This window comes from Proteiniclasticum ruminis, assembly GCF_900115135.1.
GTDB classification, from domain to species: domain Bacteria; phylum Bacillota; class Clostridia; order Clostridiales; family Clostridiaceae; genus Proteiniclasticum; species Proteiniclasticum ruminis_A.
In genome coordinates, this window is record NZ_FOVK01000002.1 from 385,290 (window position 1) to 402,667 (window position 17,378).

Here is a 17,378-nt window from a genome sequence, read left to right on the forward strand (position 1 = left end):
AGGGAATCAAATGTTTAATGGAAAGACTTTACTAATCACAGGTGGTACAGGCTCATTTGGGAATGCAGTAATGAAGCGATTCTTAGATACAGATATCAAGGAAATCCGAATTTTCTCTCGTGATGAGAAGAAACAAGATGATATGAGAAAACTATATAAAAATGACAAACTAAAGTTTTACATAGGAGATGTAAGAGACTTAGCAAGCGTTAAGAACGCGATGCATGGAGTAGATTATATTTTTCATGCTGCAGCTCTAAAGCAAGTACCTTCTTGCGAGTTCTTTCCGCTAGAGGCAGTTAAAACTAATGTATTAGGAACTGACAATGTACTTTCTGTAGCTATTGAGATGGGTGTGAAGAAAGTTATTTGTCTTTCTACAGATAAGGCAGCCTATCCGATTAATGCAATGGGAATTTCAAAAGCGATGATGGAGAAAGTATTTGTAGCTAAAGCAAAGACTGTTGATACTGATAGAACACTTATTTGCGGGACAAGATATGGGAATGTAATGGCATCTAGAGGTTCTGTAATTCCGTTATTTATTGATCAGATTAAGAGTGGACAGTCACTAACAGTAACTGATCCTAATATGACTAGATTCTTGATGAGTCTTGAAGAAGCAGTAGAGCTTGTTGTATTTGCATTTCAGAATGCTGAAGCAGGAGATATTATGGTTCAGAAATCTCCAGCATCAACTATTGGAGATTTAGCTCAAGCTGTTAAGGAACTTTTCAAAGCAGATAATGAAATCAAAGTAATTGGTACTCGTCATGGAGAAAAGCTCTATGAAACACTTCTGACGAAAGAAGAGCATGTTGTAGCAAAAGACATGGGTGGATTCTATAGAGTGCCTGCTGATAAAAGAGATTTAAACTATGATAAGTATTTTGTTGAAGGAGATCAAAAGCTCTCATCAGAAGATGAGTACAACTCTCATAACACAGAAAGGCTAAATATAGAGCAGATTAAAGAGAAGTTACTTCAGCTTGATTATGTAAGAGAACAATTGGAAAGTTGGGATAGATAATGAAGATTTTAGTCACAGGGGCAAAGGGCTTCATAGGAAAAAATTTGATAGCGGAACTGAAAAATAGAAATGACAATGATATTTTCGAATATGATAGAGATACAGATCCTTCTTTACTTGATGAATTTTGTAAAGAAGCTGACTTTGTATTTCATCTTGCAGGGGTAAATCGACCAAAAGAACAATCTGAATTTATGGAGGGGAACTTTGGGTTTACCTCAGAGCTATTAAATTTGCTTAAGAAACATAATAACACCTGCCCGGTGATGATTTCATCTTCCATTCAAGCTGAGCTAGACAATCCTTATGGTGAAAGTAAGAAGGCAGGAGAAGATCTCATATTTGCTTACGGCAAAGAAACTGGATCTAAAGTTCTTGTTTACAGATTTCCAAATGTGTTTGGTAAATGGAGTAGACCCAATTATAACAGTGCCGTGGCTACTTTCTGTCAGAATGTTGCTCATGACTTACCTATTAAAGTGAATGATCCAAGCGTAGTAATGAACCTTGTTTATATAGATGATGTTGTTAACGAGCTGATTAATGCTTTATCAGGTGAACAAGACAAAGAGGATTCCTTCTGTGAAGTTCCTATCGTACATACTATAACGCTTGGTGAAATAGTAGATTTGATTTACTCATTCAAGAAAACTAGAGAAGATAGGTCAGTGCCGAACATGTCGGATGCATTTACAAAGAAGCTCTACAGTACATATCTAAGTTACTTACCAGAAAATCAGTTTAGTTATGATTTAAAGATGAACGTGGATCAGAGAGGATCATTTACGGAGTTTATAAAAACTCCTGATCGAGGCCAAGTTTCAGTTAATATTTCTAAACCTGGGATTACAAAGGGCAATCACTGGCATCACACCAAGAACGAGAAGTTTTTAGTAGTCAGTGGTAAAGGTGTAATTCGGTTCAGAAAAATAGATTCAGAAGAAGTCATAGAGTATTTTGTGAGTGGAGATAAGATGGAAGTGGTTGATATACCAACAGGCTATACACACAATATAGAAAATCTTGGCGATGCGGAAATGGTCACTATAATGTGGGCCAATGAGTCATTTGACCCTGAGAAGCCTGATACTTATTATTTGGAGGTATAACTGATGAAGAGATTAAAAGTCATGACAGTAGTTGGGACTAGACCAGAAATAATTAGGCTGTCAGCTGTTATTAATAAATTAGATGAAACTGAAGCAATAGACCATGTTCTTGTTCATACGGGGCAGAATTATGACTATGAGTTGAATGAAGTATTTTTCAGTGACTTTAAGTTAAAGAAACCGGATTATTTTCTGAATGCTGCAACTGGAACAGCAGTAGAAACAATAGGGAATATTCTAGTAAAGATTGATCCAATCCTTGAAGAAGTTAAGCCTGATGCATTTCTTGTACTTGGAGATACGAATAGTTGCCTTTGTGCAATAGCAGCGAAGAGAAGACATATTCCTATCTTCCATATGGAAGCTGGGAATAGATGCTTCGATCAAAGAGTTCCAGAAGAGACAAATAGAAAAATTGTAGATCATACAGCAGACATCAATTTAACCTATAGCGATATTGCTAGAGAGTATCTTTTAAGAGAAGGCCTTCCTGCAGATAGAGTAATCAAAACTGGCAGTCCAATGTTTGAGGTTCTTAATTCTAGAAAAGAAGACATTGAGAAATCAGATGTACATGAAAGATTAGGACTTCAAACAGAGAAATACTTTTTAATTTCTGCACATAGGGAAGAGAATATTAGCTCTGAACAGAATTTCATGGATTTAGTAGATAGTCTGAATGCGATTGCAGAAAAATATCAGATGCCTTTGATCGTGAGTACACATCCAAGAACTAGAAAGATGATTGAATCAAAAGGAATTGAGTTCAATCCACTGGTGAAGACAATGAAACCACTTGGTTTCAATGACTACGTAAAACTTCAAAAGTATGCTAAGGCCGTTTTAAGTGATAGCGGAACTATAAGTGAAGAGTCTTCCATTTTAGGATTTAGAGCACTTAATATAAGACAAGCACATGAAAGACCTGAGGCTATGGAAGAAGCATCAGTTATGATGGTGGGACTTAAGAAAGAGAGAATTCTTCAAGGACTAGGAATACTGGAAACACAAGAAAAAGATACTTTGAGGTTGGTAGCAGATTATAGCATGCCAAATGTGTCGGATAAAGTGCTAAGAATTATTCTGTCTTATACAGATTATGTGAATAGGGTTGTTTGGGGGGAGTAAATATAAAGGGGATAAATCATTAACTTTGTGTAACTCGAAGCCATAAATAGAAAGATAAAACAAAATTTTGAATCTAAATTATATTAGAAATAGGTGTTGATATGAATCCTAAAATAAGCATAGTAGTTCCTGTGTATCAGGTTGAGAAATATATTCAAAATACGATTAGATCAATAATTAATCAGAGTTTTAAAGATTTTGAGGTTGTTTTAGTCAATGATGGCACAAGGGATAAATCAATAGAAGAAGCAGAAAAGTTGTTATCAAAAACAAATATAAACTATTTAATTATAAATCAACAAAATAAAGGAGTTTCTGCTGCAAGGAATGAAGGGATTAGACAATCAAATGGGGAATGGGTAATTTGCATCGATTCTGATGATATTATATCTAATAACTTGCTTGAAATTTTATATGAATCTTCTATTGAACACAATACAGATCTGAGTATTGGGAACTATCAATCAATCACTGAGGCTACGATTTTTAAAGCATCAAACAAATTAAATTCAAGAATTATATTGGAACAAAGAAATATTCTTGAATTATTTTTAACGAGAGCAATAAAAATTATTTCTCCAGCTATGTTATTAAATAAACAGTTTATATTAGATAATAATTTATTTTATAATGAAGAAATTAGATTTTCAGAAGATCAGCTCTTCATATGGAGAGTATTATTAAAAACAGAAAAATGTTCGTATAATACAGCGATAATATATAATTATTTAGTTAGAAGTAATTCAACAATGACAGCATCAGGCATAGATAAAATAATGACTGGATATTTTGGGTTTCAGAATTTTTCGGACAATTTGAATTATAAGGAATATGAAAAAATTACTAAATTTATATTTCCGAGATGGATTCTTGGAGCGCTTAGGGCTTCTTCTAAAATGCTAAACTATAATGATTTTAAAACACTTGCATTTAGGATGAATTATAAGGAACATACCAAGAGTTTATTTGATTTTCCAAACAAAAGTACCAGAATTATGCATATGATAATGATGTTTAATTTGAGGTTGTTTTATTTTGTTAACAAAATAGTATAAAGGGGTTAATTGAGTTGAGAATAGTACATGTATGTCTTTCAGGATCGTACAATGATAATTGGGGATATCAAGATAATATGATACCAAAATACAACAAGAGAGACGGACACGATGTAAGTGTTGTTACATCTATTTTTGTAGATAGTACCAAAAAGGTGGGGTATGAAAAGGTAAATCCAGGACGATATTATTTGCAAGACGGAATTGAAGTAATAAGAATTCCATTTAAAAGAATTATTTTAAATAGTATTGCCGAAAAGCTAAGATTGTATGAGGGACTATACATATTACTGGAAGAAAAAAAACCCGATTTAATTTTCATGCACGGGATACAGTTTTTAGACATCAAAACTGTAATTAAGTACATAAAAGCCAATCCAAACTGCACTTTAGTTGCAGACAATCATGCCTCTTATTACAATAGCGGTAAAAATTTTATTTCTAGGGAGATTCTACACAAAATAATACATAAGAAAACTATACAGAAAGCACTTCCGAACATAGAAAAAATATATCAATTAGCTCCGGGATGCAAGGATTTTGCAATCAATATGTATAATATTCCCGAAGAAAAGATGGAGTATTTATATTTAGGCGCAGATACTGAAAAAATTGATTTTATCATGAAGGAAGATACGAAAGCAAAAGTAAGGAAAGAGTTAAAAATAAATGATGATGATTTTGTTTTCATAACAGGTGGAAAGCTCAGTAAAGGTAAGAATATAAAATCTTTGCTCATATCACTAAAAAAAATTCATTCAGAAAAAATTAAATTAATTATATTCGGAGCTTTTTCAGATGATATAAGAGAAGAGATGAATGATTTAATTAGTAAAGATGATCGAGTGCGATATATTGGATGGTTACGCGGAGATGAGGTTTATGACTATTACTTAGCATCAGATGCTGCAATATTTCCAGGCACGAAGTCTGCTCTTTGGGAACAAGCGATATGTAGCGGTCTACCACTAGTTTGTAGGAGATGGCCAGGAATGGAATATGTTGATGTTGGTGGTAATGTATTGTTTGTTGAAAATGATATTAATGAATTTATAGAAAAAATCGAGTTACTTGCTACCGATAAAGAAATCTATGAAGAAATGAAGTATGTTGCATGTACAAAAGGATTCGATACTTTCTCGTATGAAAGAATAGCAAGACAAGCTATCTCGATAAATAAATAATTTAAAAGTTAACGATAATAATTAATTGCAAATAAATGACTGGAACGAAGGTGTCAAAATGTATGTGAGAAGAATCAAAAAAGAATTGAGTGATGCTGAGAAATCAGATAGAGATGATAAAAGAATTTCGTGGGCCATTATTTTACAATTTTGCATGCTCATAACAAACTATGCTGTTAAAGAAGTATTTCATATTAATAATTCAGATATGCGATCATTCATAAGTTTTATTTTTATGATTTTAGTTGGGATTATGTATCTTAAGAACTTTAGGACTGTATTTAAGAGAAATAGTATGTTCTTTATTTTATCATATATTTTTTTTGTGTGCCTTTTTCTGTTATCTGCTTTACTTAATCCGGAAACAATTGAATTTTTACCTAATATTGCATTTTGGTTGTTTATTATATGTTTGCCAACAGCACAATATTATTTGGCAATAAGAGATAAAGCTATTTTTTTAAATATTCTTATCCTATCTGGATATTATCAATTGTCATTAGGTCTTGTTATCTTAATTAGTATGATTTTGGCTACACCGAAATATGATATGGTGTTTTCATATCTTATACTTGTTCCCATGGTCATTTTGACATATAAGGTACTTTTTATTAATTTTAGGATTATTGACCTTGCATTGATTTTATTAGCGTTTACTTCAGTAGTTACTGTTGGATCACGAGGACCTTTACTATCTTACTTTATTTATTTAGTTTTATTATTTGTTAACTATTTAATTAAAAATAGATTAAAAGCAAAGGCGTTGGTATTGTTCTTTCTTTCTACAACATTTATATCGGCTATTGTATTAAACTTTAACTTTTTTATAAAGAAGCTTAACAATTTATTAATTAATTACGGTGTACAAAGTAGAACTATTTATCTTCTATTAAGTGATAACATTGATTTTTCAACTGGAAGATCTGATTTATTTTCTAATACAATTAATAAAATTTTTTTAAATCCAATACTTGGATATGGCATTGGTGGAGACAGAGTATTTCTTAATGGTACGTATCCTCATAATATCTTTCTTGAAATAATCGTACAGTTCGGCATCGTTTTAGGTGGGATTTTTTCTCTAGTACTAATAATGTACTGGTTTATAGGTATCTTTTTAAATAAGAATACGATCGATCAGCATTTGGCAATCATTTTTGCTGGATTAGGATTAATAAGTTTATTCTTCAGCGGGTCTTATTTGACATCATCAAACTTCTGGTTATTTATGGCGATATGCATTTCATCTGTTCATTTTACAAATCATAAATTGTCATATATCAATTCAGAGAAGTTAATAACTGCGAAGGATGTTCAAAATGAAAAAGAAAATAATTTTTGATGTAATATTAAATATGCTAGCAACCTTAATTCCAATGTTTGCGTTGCAATTCATTATATTACCTCAGGTTGCTCTAAAAATAAGTGCAGACTCATATGGGCAACTACTAGCAATAATCGCTTTTATATATTTATCAGCTTCATCATTTGGTAGTGTTTTAAATAACTCAAAATTGATTCACTATAAAAAATATGATGAATTGAAAGTCCACGGCGATTTTAATATTATTCTTGTGATATTTCTTGTTTCGAATACTATCATAATGATTTTGGGGCTATTGTATTATGGGAAATCACTCAATGTATTGACTAATATTAGTTTAGTTTTAGTATCTTCAATTTTATTATTTAACACGTATGCTAGTGTGGAATTTAGGATTAAACTAAACTTCAAAAATATATTGATGAATAGTATAATGTTGTTTTTTGGATACTTAGTAGGTTTTGTATTGTTTTTATTTACGGGCTCATGGAGTTTGATATATTTAAGTGGATTAGGGATCAACATGATATTCTTAATTTATAAAACAAGTATATGGAATGAAAGGTACTGCAAGACTCTGCTTTTTAAAGCCACTTTTAAAGAGGTAATAATGTTATTAGGTTCAGGTATACTTGTTTCTTTAGGAGCATATGTTGATAAATTAATAATTTTCCCTTTACTAGGAGGTACTGCTGTATCCATTTACTATGCAGCAACAATTTTTGGGAAAACAATAGCTCTTGCAATTGGTCCAATTACGGGAGTTCTTTTAAGTTACTTGGCACATATGAAAAAGTTCAGCAGTAATAATTTTAAGTTTTTATTGTCTATTTCTTCGATAGTAGGTTTTCTTGGATATTGGATTGTGATTTTTATAAGTGAACCACTATTATCATTTGTTTACCCTCAATACGTTGAGGATGCGATACAGTATATTCCAGTTACAACCTTGAGCATTATCTTAACAATTATTAGTAGTGTTATTAACCCTGTTCTATTAAAATTTTTGAGTGCCAAGTGGCAAATGTTAATTAATGGATTATATATGATTATTTATGTCCCATTATCAATGTTTTTGCTGAGTTTATATGGTCTTATGGGTTTGTGCATAGGGATACTAATTGCAAATTTTACAAAATTATTAATAATGATAGCAACATATTTCTATGTAAATAGATCAACCAATGCAAATAATTTAAGTGAGGAGTACTAAGATGAAAATGATTAAAGAAAAACTTTTGAACAAAACCGCAACTCTTGGTGTTGTAGGATTAGGCTATGTAGGTCTTCCTTTAGCTGTAGAAAAAGCTAAGGCGGGATTTAAGACTATAGGATTTGATGTTCAAGAATCTAAAGTAGATATGGTCAATGCAGGTATCAACTACATTGGTGATGTTGTTAACGAAGATTTGGAAGAGATTGTAAAGTCGGGTCTTTTATCAGCTACAACGGATTTTGCACAAGTAGCATCTGCTGATTGTGTTTGTATTGCAGTCCCTACGCCGCTCGATGCATATCAGCAACCAGATATCAGCTATGTTAAAGCATCAGCTGAGAGTATTGTGCCATACATGCATAAAGATATGTTAATTGTTCTTGAATCAACTACATATCCTGGAACTACAGAAGAGCTATTGAAACCCATCCTCGAAAAATCAGGGTTGAAATGTGGAGTGGACTTCCATCTTGCTTTTTCACCTGAAAGGGTAGATCCAGGTAATCTTATTTATAAAACAAAAAATACTCCTAAAGTAGTGGGAGGAATCACGCCTGAATGTACTGATGTCGCTGCAGCAATGTATGAAGCTATTCTTGAGGCGCCTATTCACAGGGTATCATCGCCTGCAGTAGCTGAGATGGAAAAAATCCTTGAGAACACTTATAGAAATGTAAATATTGGACTTGTTAATGAGTTGGCAATTTTAAGTAATAAAATGGGCATTAATTTCTGGGAAGTTGTAGATGCAGCTAAATCAAAACCTTACGGGTTCCAAGCATTCTATCCAGGTCCAGGTCTTGGCGGACACTGCATTCCATTAGATCCTTACTACTTATCATGGAAAGCAAGAGAATATGGATTCCATACATCTATGATTGAGTCTTCAATGATGGTGAATGATAGAATGCCAGAGTACTGTGCTGAGAGATCAAGCAAGATTCTTAATAGATTTAAGAAAGCTATGAATGGTGCGAAAATCTTAATTCTTGGTGTTGCTTATAAGCAAGACATTGATGATTATAGAGAAAGTCCTGCTATTCGAGTAATAGAAGAACTAGAAAAAGAGGGTGCAGAAGTTGCTTACTATGACCCATTTGTCTCTGAATACCATGAACATGGTGTAGTTAAGAAAGGTGAGCCTGAACTCACTTCAGAACTAATTGAAAGTGCAGACCTTGTTATTGTTACAACTGCTCACACAAACGTTGACTATGCTTTCGTTCAGAAACATGCAAAAGCAATCTTTGATACGAAGAATGCTATGAAGAATATAGAAGCACGTGAAAACATCGAGTTACTATAAGGGGGACTGACATTGAGTTTAAAATATGCGATTATCGGATGTGGAAGAATTTCACCAAACCATATAGCAGCTGCACTTGAAAATAAATTGGATATTGTAGCGTTATGTGATATAGACGAATCAAAATTGAATTCTACGGTTCAAAATTTTAACCTGCCAAATGAAACAAAGAAATATGTTGATTATAAAGAAATGCTCGATATAGAAAAGCCAGAACTCGTTGCTATATGTACTGAGAGTGGAAAACATGGTCAGATTGCTCTGCATTGCATTGATAGTGGAGCAAATCTTATCATTGAAAAACCAATAGCACTTTCTTTAGAAGAAGCAGATTTAATAATTGAGAAAGCCAATGAAAAGAACATAAAGGTTAGTGCATGTCATCAGAATAGATTCAACAAATCTGTACAAAAGATTAGAGAAGCAGTTGAATCTGATCGATTTGGTAGATTGATGCATGGCACAGCCCACATCAGATGGAACAGAGAAGAAGATTATTATACTCAAGCACCTTGGAGAGGTACCTGGGAGCAAGATGGTGGTGCTCTAATGAACCAGTGTATTCATAACATTGATCTTTTGAGATGGATGATGGGGGATGAGATAATTGAAGTTGTAGGGATGACAGATAATCTAATCCATAGATTCATTGATGCTGAAGATTTGGGTATGGCCCTGGTAAAATTTTCAAATGGAAGCTATGGAATTATTGAGGGTACCACAAATATTTATCCTAAGAATCTTGAAGAAACTTTATATATCTTTGGAGAAAAGGGAACGGTTAAAGCAGGCGGAAAATCTGTAAATCTAATTGAAGAATGGCAATTTGCTGATAAGTTAGATGATCCAGAAGAAGTAAAAGAGAAATATCATGAAAATCCGCCGAATGTATATGGCTTCGGTCACAATCCACTCTATGCAGATGTGATTGATGCAATTAAGAAGGATAGACAGCCATATGTGACAGCTGTTGATGGAAGAAATGCACTTGAGCTAGTCCTCGCTATTTACAAGTCAGCTGCTGAAGGAAAGAGTGTAAGACTTCCGCTTTATAAGTGCAGCACATTAGATTTTAAAGGAAGGTTTGACACGAAATCTGTATAAATGAGAGGTGGTGATATGGTACAAGGGAAGACGATAGATTAAATTAACATTGGAGATAGTGCCTCGTTTTAAAAGACTATATCAGAAACTGATGTTTATCTATTTGCAGGAATAACAGGAGATTACAATCCAGCACACTTAAATGACATGGAAGCTAAAAATACAATATTTGGTGAAAGAATTGCTCATGGACTATTGGTTCCTGTTTAATATCAGCTGTTTTGGAGTTTAATTACCTGGCCCTGGGACACTCTATCTAGGGCAGGATTTGAAATTCTTAGAACCTGTTAAGTTTGGAGATACCATAGCTGAGATTGTTGAGGTTAATGATAAATTGGATGATAAAAATGTTCTAAAACTAAACACAAGATGTATTAATCAAAATGAAGAAGAAGTAATAACTGGACTTGCAACTGTTATGCCAAGAAAGAGGGATAGTGTATGAATTTAAATGAACTTATCAATTTGGTGCCAAAGATAGAAGTTATAAATGACTCTGAATTCAATGCGCTTGGGATGGCAACTACTATTTTCAATGATGAAAAAGTATTGGCTTTTCTGGCTGATGAAAAATTTCTAAATGCAATCTGCGAAAATAAGAATATTGTTGCACTAATCACAACTAAAGAAATATATAATAAAAGAATTATTCCAGAAAATCTTGGTCTGGTTTTGGCAGATAATCCAAAGCTGTTTTTTTACGAAATACATAATATACTTTCAGAACGAGAATTTTATTGGAAAAAATTCAATAATAGTATAGCTGAATCTGCTGTTATATCAGATGGAGCGTATATTGAAGATCATAGTGTAATAATTGGAGAAAATTCGATTATTGAGCCAGGAGTAGTTGTTCATTCGGGTTCAATAATTGGTGATAATGTTATTGTAAGATCCGGTAGTAAAATTGGTACTAACGGATTTCAATTTTTAAATGTCGGTGACAAGGTAGTATCAGTTAAAACAGGTGGTAGAGCTATAATTAAAGATAATGTGGAAATTCAGCATAACTGCTGTGTTGACAGAGGTGTATTAGGTGGAGATACAATTTTGTTTGAATATGTAAAGTTAGATAATTTTGTTCATATAGCTCATGATGATATCATTGGAGAAAGAACATTAATAACAGCTGGTGTTAAATTAGCTGGGAGGGTTATCATAGGTAGTGATTGTTGGATTGGCGTTAACGCAACTATTACAAATGGTATATCAATTGGAAATAATAGCAAAATTACTTTAGGTGCTGTGGTAACTAGGAGTATACCAGCTAATTCAACTGTAAGCGGAAATTTTGCTATAGATCATGCAAAATTCATTGAGTTTATTAAATCTATAAGATAGTTTCAAATCGAAAGGAGTGAATGTATTGGAATTTAGAGATTTAAAAGCACAATATGAAAAATATAAAAGTGAAATTGATTCAGCAATCCAAGAAGTTATAAATAACGCTAATTTCATCGGTGGCAAAGAAGTGAACACCTTAGAACAAAGATTGGCTGAATATGTTGGGGTTAAGCACTGTATTACATGTGCAAACGGAACTGAAGCTATGACTCTTCTTATGATGTCTTGGGATATAAAAGAAGGAGATGCTGTTTTTGTTCCAGACTTTACATTCTTTTCTACAGGAGAAATTGTTTCATTCAGAGGAGCTACACCAATATTTGTAGATGTTGATAAGGATACGTTTAATATTGATACTGTTAAACTTGAAAAAGCAATAAATAAAGTAATCAATGAAGGTAAGCTTACTCCAAAGGTCATTATTCCGGTAGACTTATTCGGTTTACCTGCTGATCATATTGAAATAGAGAAAATAGCAAAGAAATATAATCTAAAAGTTTTAGAGGATGCAGCTCAAGGTTTTGGCGGAAGCATCAATGACAAAAAAGCTTGTAGTTTTGGTGATGCTGCTACAACATCATTTTTCCCTGCAAAACCATTAGGATGCTATGGTGACGGTGGAGCGATTTTCACAAATGATGATGCGTTAGCTGAACTTCTGAATTCATTGAAGGTTCATGGAAAAGGCGATAATAAATACGACAATATTAGAATAGGTGTGAACTCAAGACTTGATTCTATTCAAGCTGCAGTTCTTAATGTAAAGTTGACTGCCTTTATTGAACATGAACTTGAAGATGTGAATAGAATATATAGACTATACACTAAAAAACTTAAAGGAATTGTTGAAACACCTGTAATTCCAGAAGGATATGTATCAAGCTTTGCCCAATATACGATTAAGTTAAAGAACAAAGAAGAGAGAGATAGTCTGCAAGCGAAGTTGAAAGATGAAGGCATTCCAAGCATGGTTTATTATGTGAAGCCGATGCATAGACAAGGGGCATTTGCTGAGTATGATTATGATGTTAATGACTTTGAAGTAACCAACGAGCTTTGTGATACAGTTCTTTCTTTGCCGATGCATCCTTATTTGAGTGAAGCAGAAGTTGAAGATATATGCGGTGTGATAAGTAATACTCAATCATAATAACAATGCAACTGTACACATTTTTTATGATTTGATGATTCGAGTACCGAAAAATTCTGACTTTCCAACTCTCCAAGAAACTATTCATCCACATAAGTAAATTTTGGGAATCTTATATGAAGCCTTAGAAGTAACATTAGTTGATTAGTGTGATGGAGAGATGAGAAACTATACAGAAAAAACAGATAGACAAATAGGCTAGTACAAATATCGGTAGTGACGATGACATTCCAGATGGGGTCATTTTAGCTCAATCTGTTTATATCCATGATCAGCTTGACATCCCAGATAAGCAGTGAGGGCAACTTTTTAGATAAGCATGATTAGTTTGACACCATGAATAGCAGTGAAAGAGAACGGACATTTTAAGAAGCAGAGATGTCCGTTTTTTTCAGAAGATGAGTTTACAGAATATTTTGTTGATGGATGATTCGTGCAAACAGCGTTTTTTAGAGCCATATGTTTAGAGTCTAAGGACCACTAACTTGCACTTTATAAACCAGGACCGCGAAGCGCCAGAGCCACCCCGAAGGGGTGGCCGTGCTTCACGGTTATAAGCTAGATTGATCTCATCGATTTGATTCCTTCTATTGTAATCTTATGTGCCTTAGCAGATAATCTGTCAGTGATTGATTCATCAGCAAGTGGAACGGGAATCTGCTCCAGCCATTCAGCAGGTTCTAACTGTGAGACAATGATAGTAGGGCGGGCATTCTGACGACGGTCAATTAGGGAGAGGAGTATTTCGGAATCATCTTTGCTTATCGGAAATAGAAGCCATTCATCAATAATTAGCAGGTTGTATTTTGCATACTGCCTTCTTAGCCGAATGAACGCTTCAGCACCTTTAATCTTAGCAATCCTAAATTCATCAAGTAGATCAAGTAAGTGGATATATTTCGTAGGAATGAGCCTGCGACAAGCCGCTTGGCCTAGTGTCTGAGCAATATAAGATTTCCCAGCACCTGTAACCCCGACAATAATAATGTTCTGTGTATGCTAGATATAGTTGCATGACGCTATTTCGAGAATCTGTTCATGGTCCAGTTTACGGTCATTAGCATAATTGATGTCCTCTATGCAAGCATTTGGATACTGAAATTTCGCTTGGCTTATCAGCCGTTTCAAATGATTATGCTGACGTTTACTGTATTCCCAGTCCGCAAAGAAAATCTTGTCTGGAGGAATATGTTCTCTGATAGTCGAATAAGTATCTTTGCCCCATAACCGCTTATGTGATGCTATGCGTTGATGGTGATAGAGTATTTCTATTACCGTTTGAGTAGATTGGACCTCGACTTCCTCTCCCAGATACTCAAAAGGAACCGAGTAAAACTTTCGTTGGAAGGCGATATGGCAATTCGGCTGGACTTTCCCTTTGCTCCACTGAGCAATCTCATATGGATACTGAGGTAGAGGAAGCATGTATTCTTTCTCTTCATTCTGGTAAGCAATCCAGCGGCTCTCACTTTTACCCGTCAGAGGTGCTTCATTAATCTGTTCAAGAGCTGATGAATATTTCGCGGTTTAGATACCCCCGATATTTGAATGAAGTCCTACGATACATTTCTTGAAGTCCACTTGATTTAGACCTAATTCCGCACATGAAGTCCGTAAATATGTCTATAAAGACCACTTACTTACCTCTATGATGAAAGTGTAGTGAAAAGCTACAAAAATTTTAGAGGAGGTCTATTATGGCTAACAAAATTCAAGTCAAGTTGATCCTGGAACTGCGGTCGAAGAACATGTCGCGCAATAATATCGCTGAAATACGTGGTATGTCCAGAAACTCAGTCTCTGATGTTATCAAACGTTCAAAGAAGTTGGGAATCATCTATGATGATGTGAAGGACAAGAGCCCTGACGATGTTTATGCTTTATTCTATCCAGAGCGTCATACCATAGAGTCGCTTTTTGCGCCTCCAGATTATGACCATGTCCACAAGGAACTTAAGCGTGTCGGCGTAACGTTGAAGCTTCTTTGGCACGAGTATAAAGATCGTTGTGTAAAAGAGGGATCTATTCCCATGGGTTACACAAAATACTGCAAAGGTTATGGAGAGCATACACAGATCAGCCAACTCACCAGCCACTTAACCCATAAACCTGGAAACACTGTAGAAGTGGACTGGTCGGGTCCCACGATGTCTTATGTGGTTCAATCTACGGGAGAAATCATCACAGTCTATCTATTCGTTGCCACTCTTCCCTACAGCCAATATAGCTACGTAGAGCCTTGCCTGAACATGAAACAGCAGACTTGGCTCAGGTGCCATGTGCATATGTATGAGTACTTCCGAGGAGTTCCCATCCGGACTGTCTGTGATAATCTCAAAACTGGTGTTGTAAAACACCCACGAGAAGGCGACATTATTCTCAACGACGAATACGATGCATTAGCACACCACTATATGACTGCCATTATGCCCACTCGTATAAAAAAGCCAAAAGACAAGGCTTCTGTGGAAGGTACGGTAGGAAATATTGCAACATCAATTATCGCAAGACTGAGACATCAACGGTTTGGTTCCTTTGAGGCACTGAAAGACCATATATCTATAGCACTTGAAGATTACAATAAAACGCCGTTCCAAAAACGAGACGGTAGCCGATATGAGGTTTTTCTTCAAGAAGAAATGTCCTATCTCCATCGCTTACCCGACATTCCTTATGAAGTAGCCGAATGGGTTTACGGAAGAGCCATCGGTCTGAATTCTCACGTAATCTATGCAAAGAACAGCTACTCTTGCCCCTATCAGTATTATGGCAAGAAGGTTGATCTTAGAATTACTGATACGCAGCTTGAAATCTACTATCGAAATGAACGTTTGCAGACTCATAACAAGTTCCCAGCCTACATAACCAACCGATACTCTACTCATGAGGAGGATATGCCGGATAAGCTGAAGATAAATGACTGGGATGACGAGAGGATAAGGCGTTGGGCGAGTAAAATCGGTCCTTCGACTACTATGGTAATCAATCGTATATTTTCTTCTGTCACAATAAAAGAACAGGGATATAATTCTTCCCTGTCCGTTCTTCGCCTTAGCAATCTCTATTCGGAGGCTCGTCTGGAAACCGCCTGCGAAATAGCTCTGAGTAAAATCAAAGTGCCTCGGTACAATCATCTTAAATCAATCCTCTCCACCAATCAAGACCTGCTCTATAAGTCAGATAAGGCTTCTGTCAATGAGACATCTGTTGAAGGATATATCAGAGGAGCAGAGTATTATGGGGGGAAGAAACGATGATACGGGAAGAAACTAGAAGAAAACTCCGTGACCTGAACTTGGAAGAACTCATCCAATACCTGGAAATGGAACATATTGAAAATCAATCACACGATTTGAGTTTTGATGAAAGGTTCCAGATGATGATTGATTATCTCTACCAGGTGAAGTACACCGATAAGGTACATCGTCTGTTGAAAAACGCACGTCTCCGATTACCCAAAGCTGAGATTAATGATATCTATTATGCTGATCGAGGTATCAGTAAGACTGTGATACTGGAATTGGGTACCTGTCAGTTTATGGACCGTAACATGAATATCGTATTCCAAGGGTATACTGGATCCGGAAAAACTTATCTGGCCTGCGCAGTAGCGAAGCAAGCCTGTAAGCTACAGTACCGCACAAAGTATATCCGAATTCCTGACTTACTTATGGAGTATGATGAATCAACTCTTCTAAAAAACGGCCCACAGAAAATACTGCGAAAGTACTCTACTTATCCATTGCTTATTTTGGATGAATGGCTGCTTGAGGAAATCTCTGAAAGTGAGCAGTTTTTCCTCTTTGAACTTATTGAGCGAAGACACGATACAGCTTCTACGATTTTCTGCACCCAGTTCAAGAAAGAGAATTGGCATAAACGACTTGGTGGAGGCGCCCATGCGGACGCTATCATGGACCGCATCATCTATAACTCCATCTTTGTTGAAACAGGGACGTTCAATATGAGAGAGTACTTTTCTGCTAAAAGAGAGTACTTAAACATGGACTCCAAATAGAATATTAGTGGACTCCAGACTGTAAATGACCGGTCTTAGTTGACACTAAGACCGGTATCATTGATTATTTCATGGTCGTAGCATCAGCAGTACGCTTTCGAGCATCACTAATACTTATAAAAGCATCAGCTTGAAGTTTGCAGTTGTTTCATGTAAAAGCAGCGTTGATTCACAGATAAGCATCATTACCTGTAAGATTATATTGAGATATGAGTCTCAAATAATTAACAGGAAGGAGGCCAGAATATGGCCAGCAAAATCAAAGTCAAGCTTATACTAGAACTCCGTGCAGCTCAGGTATCGCAGCGTGAAATCTGTCGCACCAGGAAAATGTCTCAGCACTCTGTAGGTGAAGTTTATAAGATTGCCAATCAGTTAGAGATCACCTATGACGACATCAAGGACAAATC

General features: G+C 35.1%; 15 protein-coding genes and 1 pseudogene. 14 read left to right on the forward strand and 2 right to left on the reverse strand.

The features are described from left to right. The first annotated feature begins 10 nt into the window (after positions 1–10). The 12 genes and pseudogenes from BM243_RS06290 to BM243_RS06345 all read left to right on the forward strand — a co-directional run bounded on the left by BM243_RS06290 (position 11) and on the right by BM243_RS06345 (position 12,950). Positions 11–1,030, forward strand: coding sequence for a polysaccharide biosynthesis protein (locus BM243_RS06290; protein WP_074911478.1), 1,020 nt, complete (start codon positions 11–13; stop codon positions 1,028–1,030). Continuing rightward, entirely contained in the window at positions 1,030–2,139 is a 1,110-nt protein-coding gene (locus tag BM243_RS06295; RefSeq protein WP_074911480.1) for a capsular polysaccharide biosynthesis protein CapF, read from the forward strand. Before BM243_RS06290 ends, BM243_RS06295 begins: the two co-directional genes overlap by 1 nt. A gap of 3 nt (positions 2,140–2,142) precedes the next feature. Further along, on the forward strand, positions 2,143–3,267 hold the full coding sequence (gene wecB, locus BM243_RS06300; RefSeq protein ID WP_074911482.1) for a non-hydrolyzing UDP-N-acetylglucosamine 2-epimerase: 1,125 nt from the start codon (positions 2,143–2,145) through the stop codon (positions 3,265–3,267). A 101-nt stretch (positions 3,268–3,368) separates the two neighbouring features. Beyond that, positions 3,369–4,322, forward strand: coding sequence for a glycosyltransferase family 2 protein (locus BM243_RS06305; RefSeq protein ID WP_074911484.1), 954 nt, complete (start codon positions 3,369–3,371; stop codon positions 4,320–4,322). Between the two features lie 14 nt (positions 4,323–4,336). Continuing rightward, positions 4,337–5,506: a glycosyltransferase family 4 protein gene (locus BM243_RS06310; protein WP_074911486.1), complete on the forward strand. Its 1,170-nt coding sequence runs from the start codon at positions 4,337–4,339 to the stop codon at positions 5,504–5,506. Positions 5,507–5,570: 64 nt separating this feature from the next. Beyond that, positions 5,571–6,848, forward strand: coding sequence for an O-antigen ligase family protein (locus BM243_RS06315; protein WP_177213470.1), 1,278 nt, complete (start codon positions 5,571–5,573; stop codon positions 6,846–6,848). Then, on the forward strand, positions 6,826–8,043 hold the full coding sequence (locus BM243_RS06320; RefSeq protein ID WP_074911490.1) for a lipopolysaccharide biosynthesis protein: 1,218 nt from the start codon (positions 6,826–6,828) through the stop codon (positions 8,041–8,043). The genes BM243_RS06315 and BM243_RS06320 overlap by 23 nt, the downstream gene beginning before the upstream one ends. Before the next feature lies 1 nt (position 8,044). Beyond that, complete coding sequence (locus BM243_RS06325; RefSeq protein ID WP_074911492.1) at positions 8,045–9,352, forward strand: nucleotide sugar dehydrogenase; 1,308 nt, start codon at positions 8,045–8,047, stop codon at positions 9,350–9,352. A 12-nt stretch (positions 9,353–9,364) separates the two neighbouring features. Then, complete coding sequence (locus tag BM243_RS06330) at positions 9,365–10,456, forward strand: Gfo/Idh/MocA family protein (protein WP_074911494.1); 1,092 nt, start codon at positions 9,365–9,367, stop codon at positions 10,454–10,456. 78 nt (positions 10,457–10,534) lie between these two features. Beyond that, positions 10,535–10,901: pseudogene (locus BM243_RS06335) on the forward strand (MaoC family dehydratase). Continuing rightward, positions 10,898–11,797 (forward strand): UDP-3-O-(3-hydroxymyristoyl)glucosamine N-acyltransferase, encoded by a 900-nt coding sequence (locus BM243_RS06340; RefSeq protein ID WP_074911496.1) that lies wholly within the window; start codon positions 10,898–10,900, stop codon positions 11,795–11,797. The pseudogene BM243_RS06335 and the gene BM243_RS06340 overlap by 4 nt, the downstream one beginning before the upstream one ends. A 25-nt stretch (positions 11,798–11,822) precedes the next feature. Continuing rightward, positions 11,823–12,950: a DegT/DnrJ/EryC1/StrS family aminotransferase gene (locus BM243_RS06345; RefSeq protein WP_074911498.1), complete on the forward strand. Its 1,128-nt coding sequence runs from the start codon at positions 11,823–11,825 to the stop codon at positions 12,948–12,950. 558 nt (positions 12,951–13,508) lie between these two features. Here BM243_RS06345 and BM243_RS15560 read toward each other — a convergent pair. Further along, positions 13,509–13,937, reverse strand: coding sequence for an ATP-binding protein (locus tag BM243_RS15560; protein WP_083422667.1), 429 nt, complete (start codon positions 13,935–13,937; stop codon positions 13,509–13,511). Between the two features lie 12 nt (positions 13,938–13,949). Continuing rightward, complete coding sequence (locus BM243_RS15565; RefSeq protein WP_074911500.1) at positions 13,950–14,375, reverse strand: Mu transposase domain-containing protein; 426 nt, start codon at positions 14,373–14,375, stop codon at positions 13,950–13,952. A 272-nt stretch (positions 14,376–14,647) separates the two neighbouring features. Between BM243_RS15565 and istA the strand changes: the two genes are divergently transcribed. Beyond that, a complete protein-coding gene (gene istA, locus BM243_RS06360) occupies positions 14,648–16,207 on the forward strand; it encodes an IS21 family transposase (protein WP_074911502.1) in 1,560 nt (519 codons plus the stop codon). After that, the gene (locus BM243_RS06365) at positions 16,204–16,968 is read left to right on the forward strand and encodes an ATP-binding protein (protein ID WP_074911504.1); all 765 of its coding nucleotides are present in this window, start codon (positions 16,204–16,206) and stop codon (positions 16,966–16,968) included. The genes istA and BM243_RS06365 overlap by 4 nt, the downstream gene beginning before the upstream one ends. The last annotated feature ends 410 nt before the right edge of the window (positions 16,969–17,378 follow it).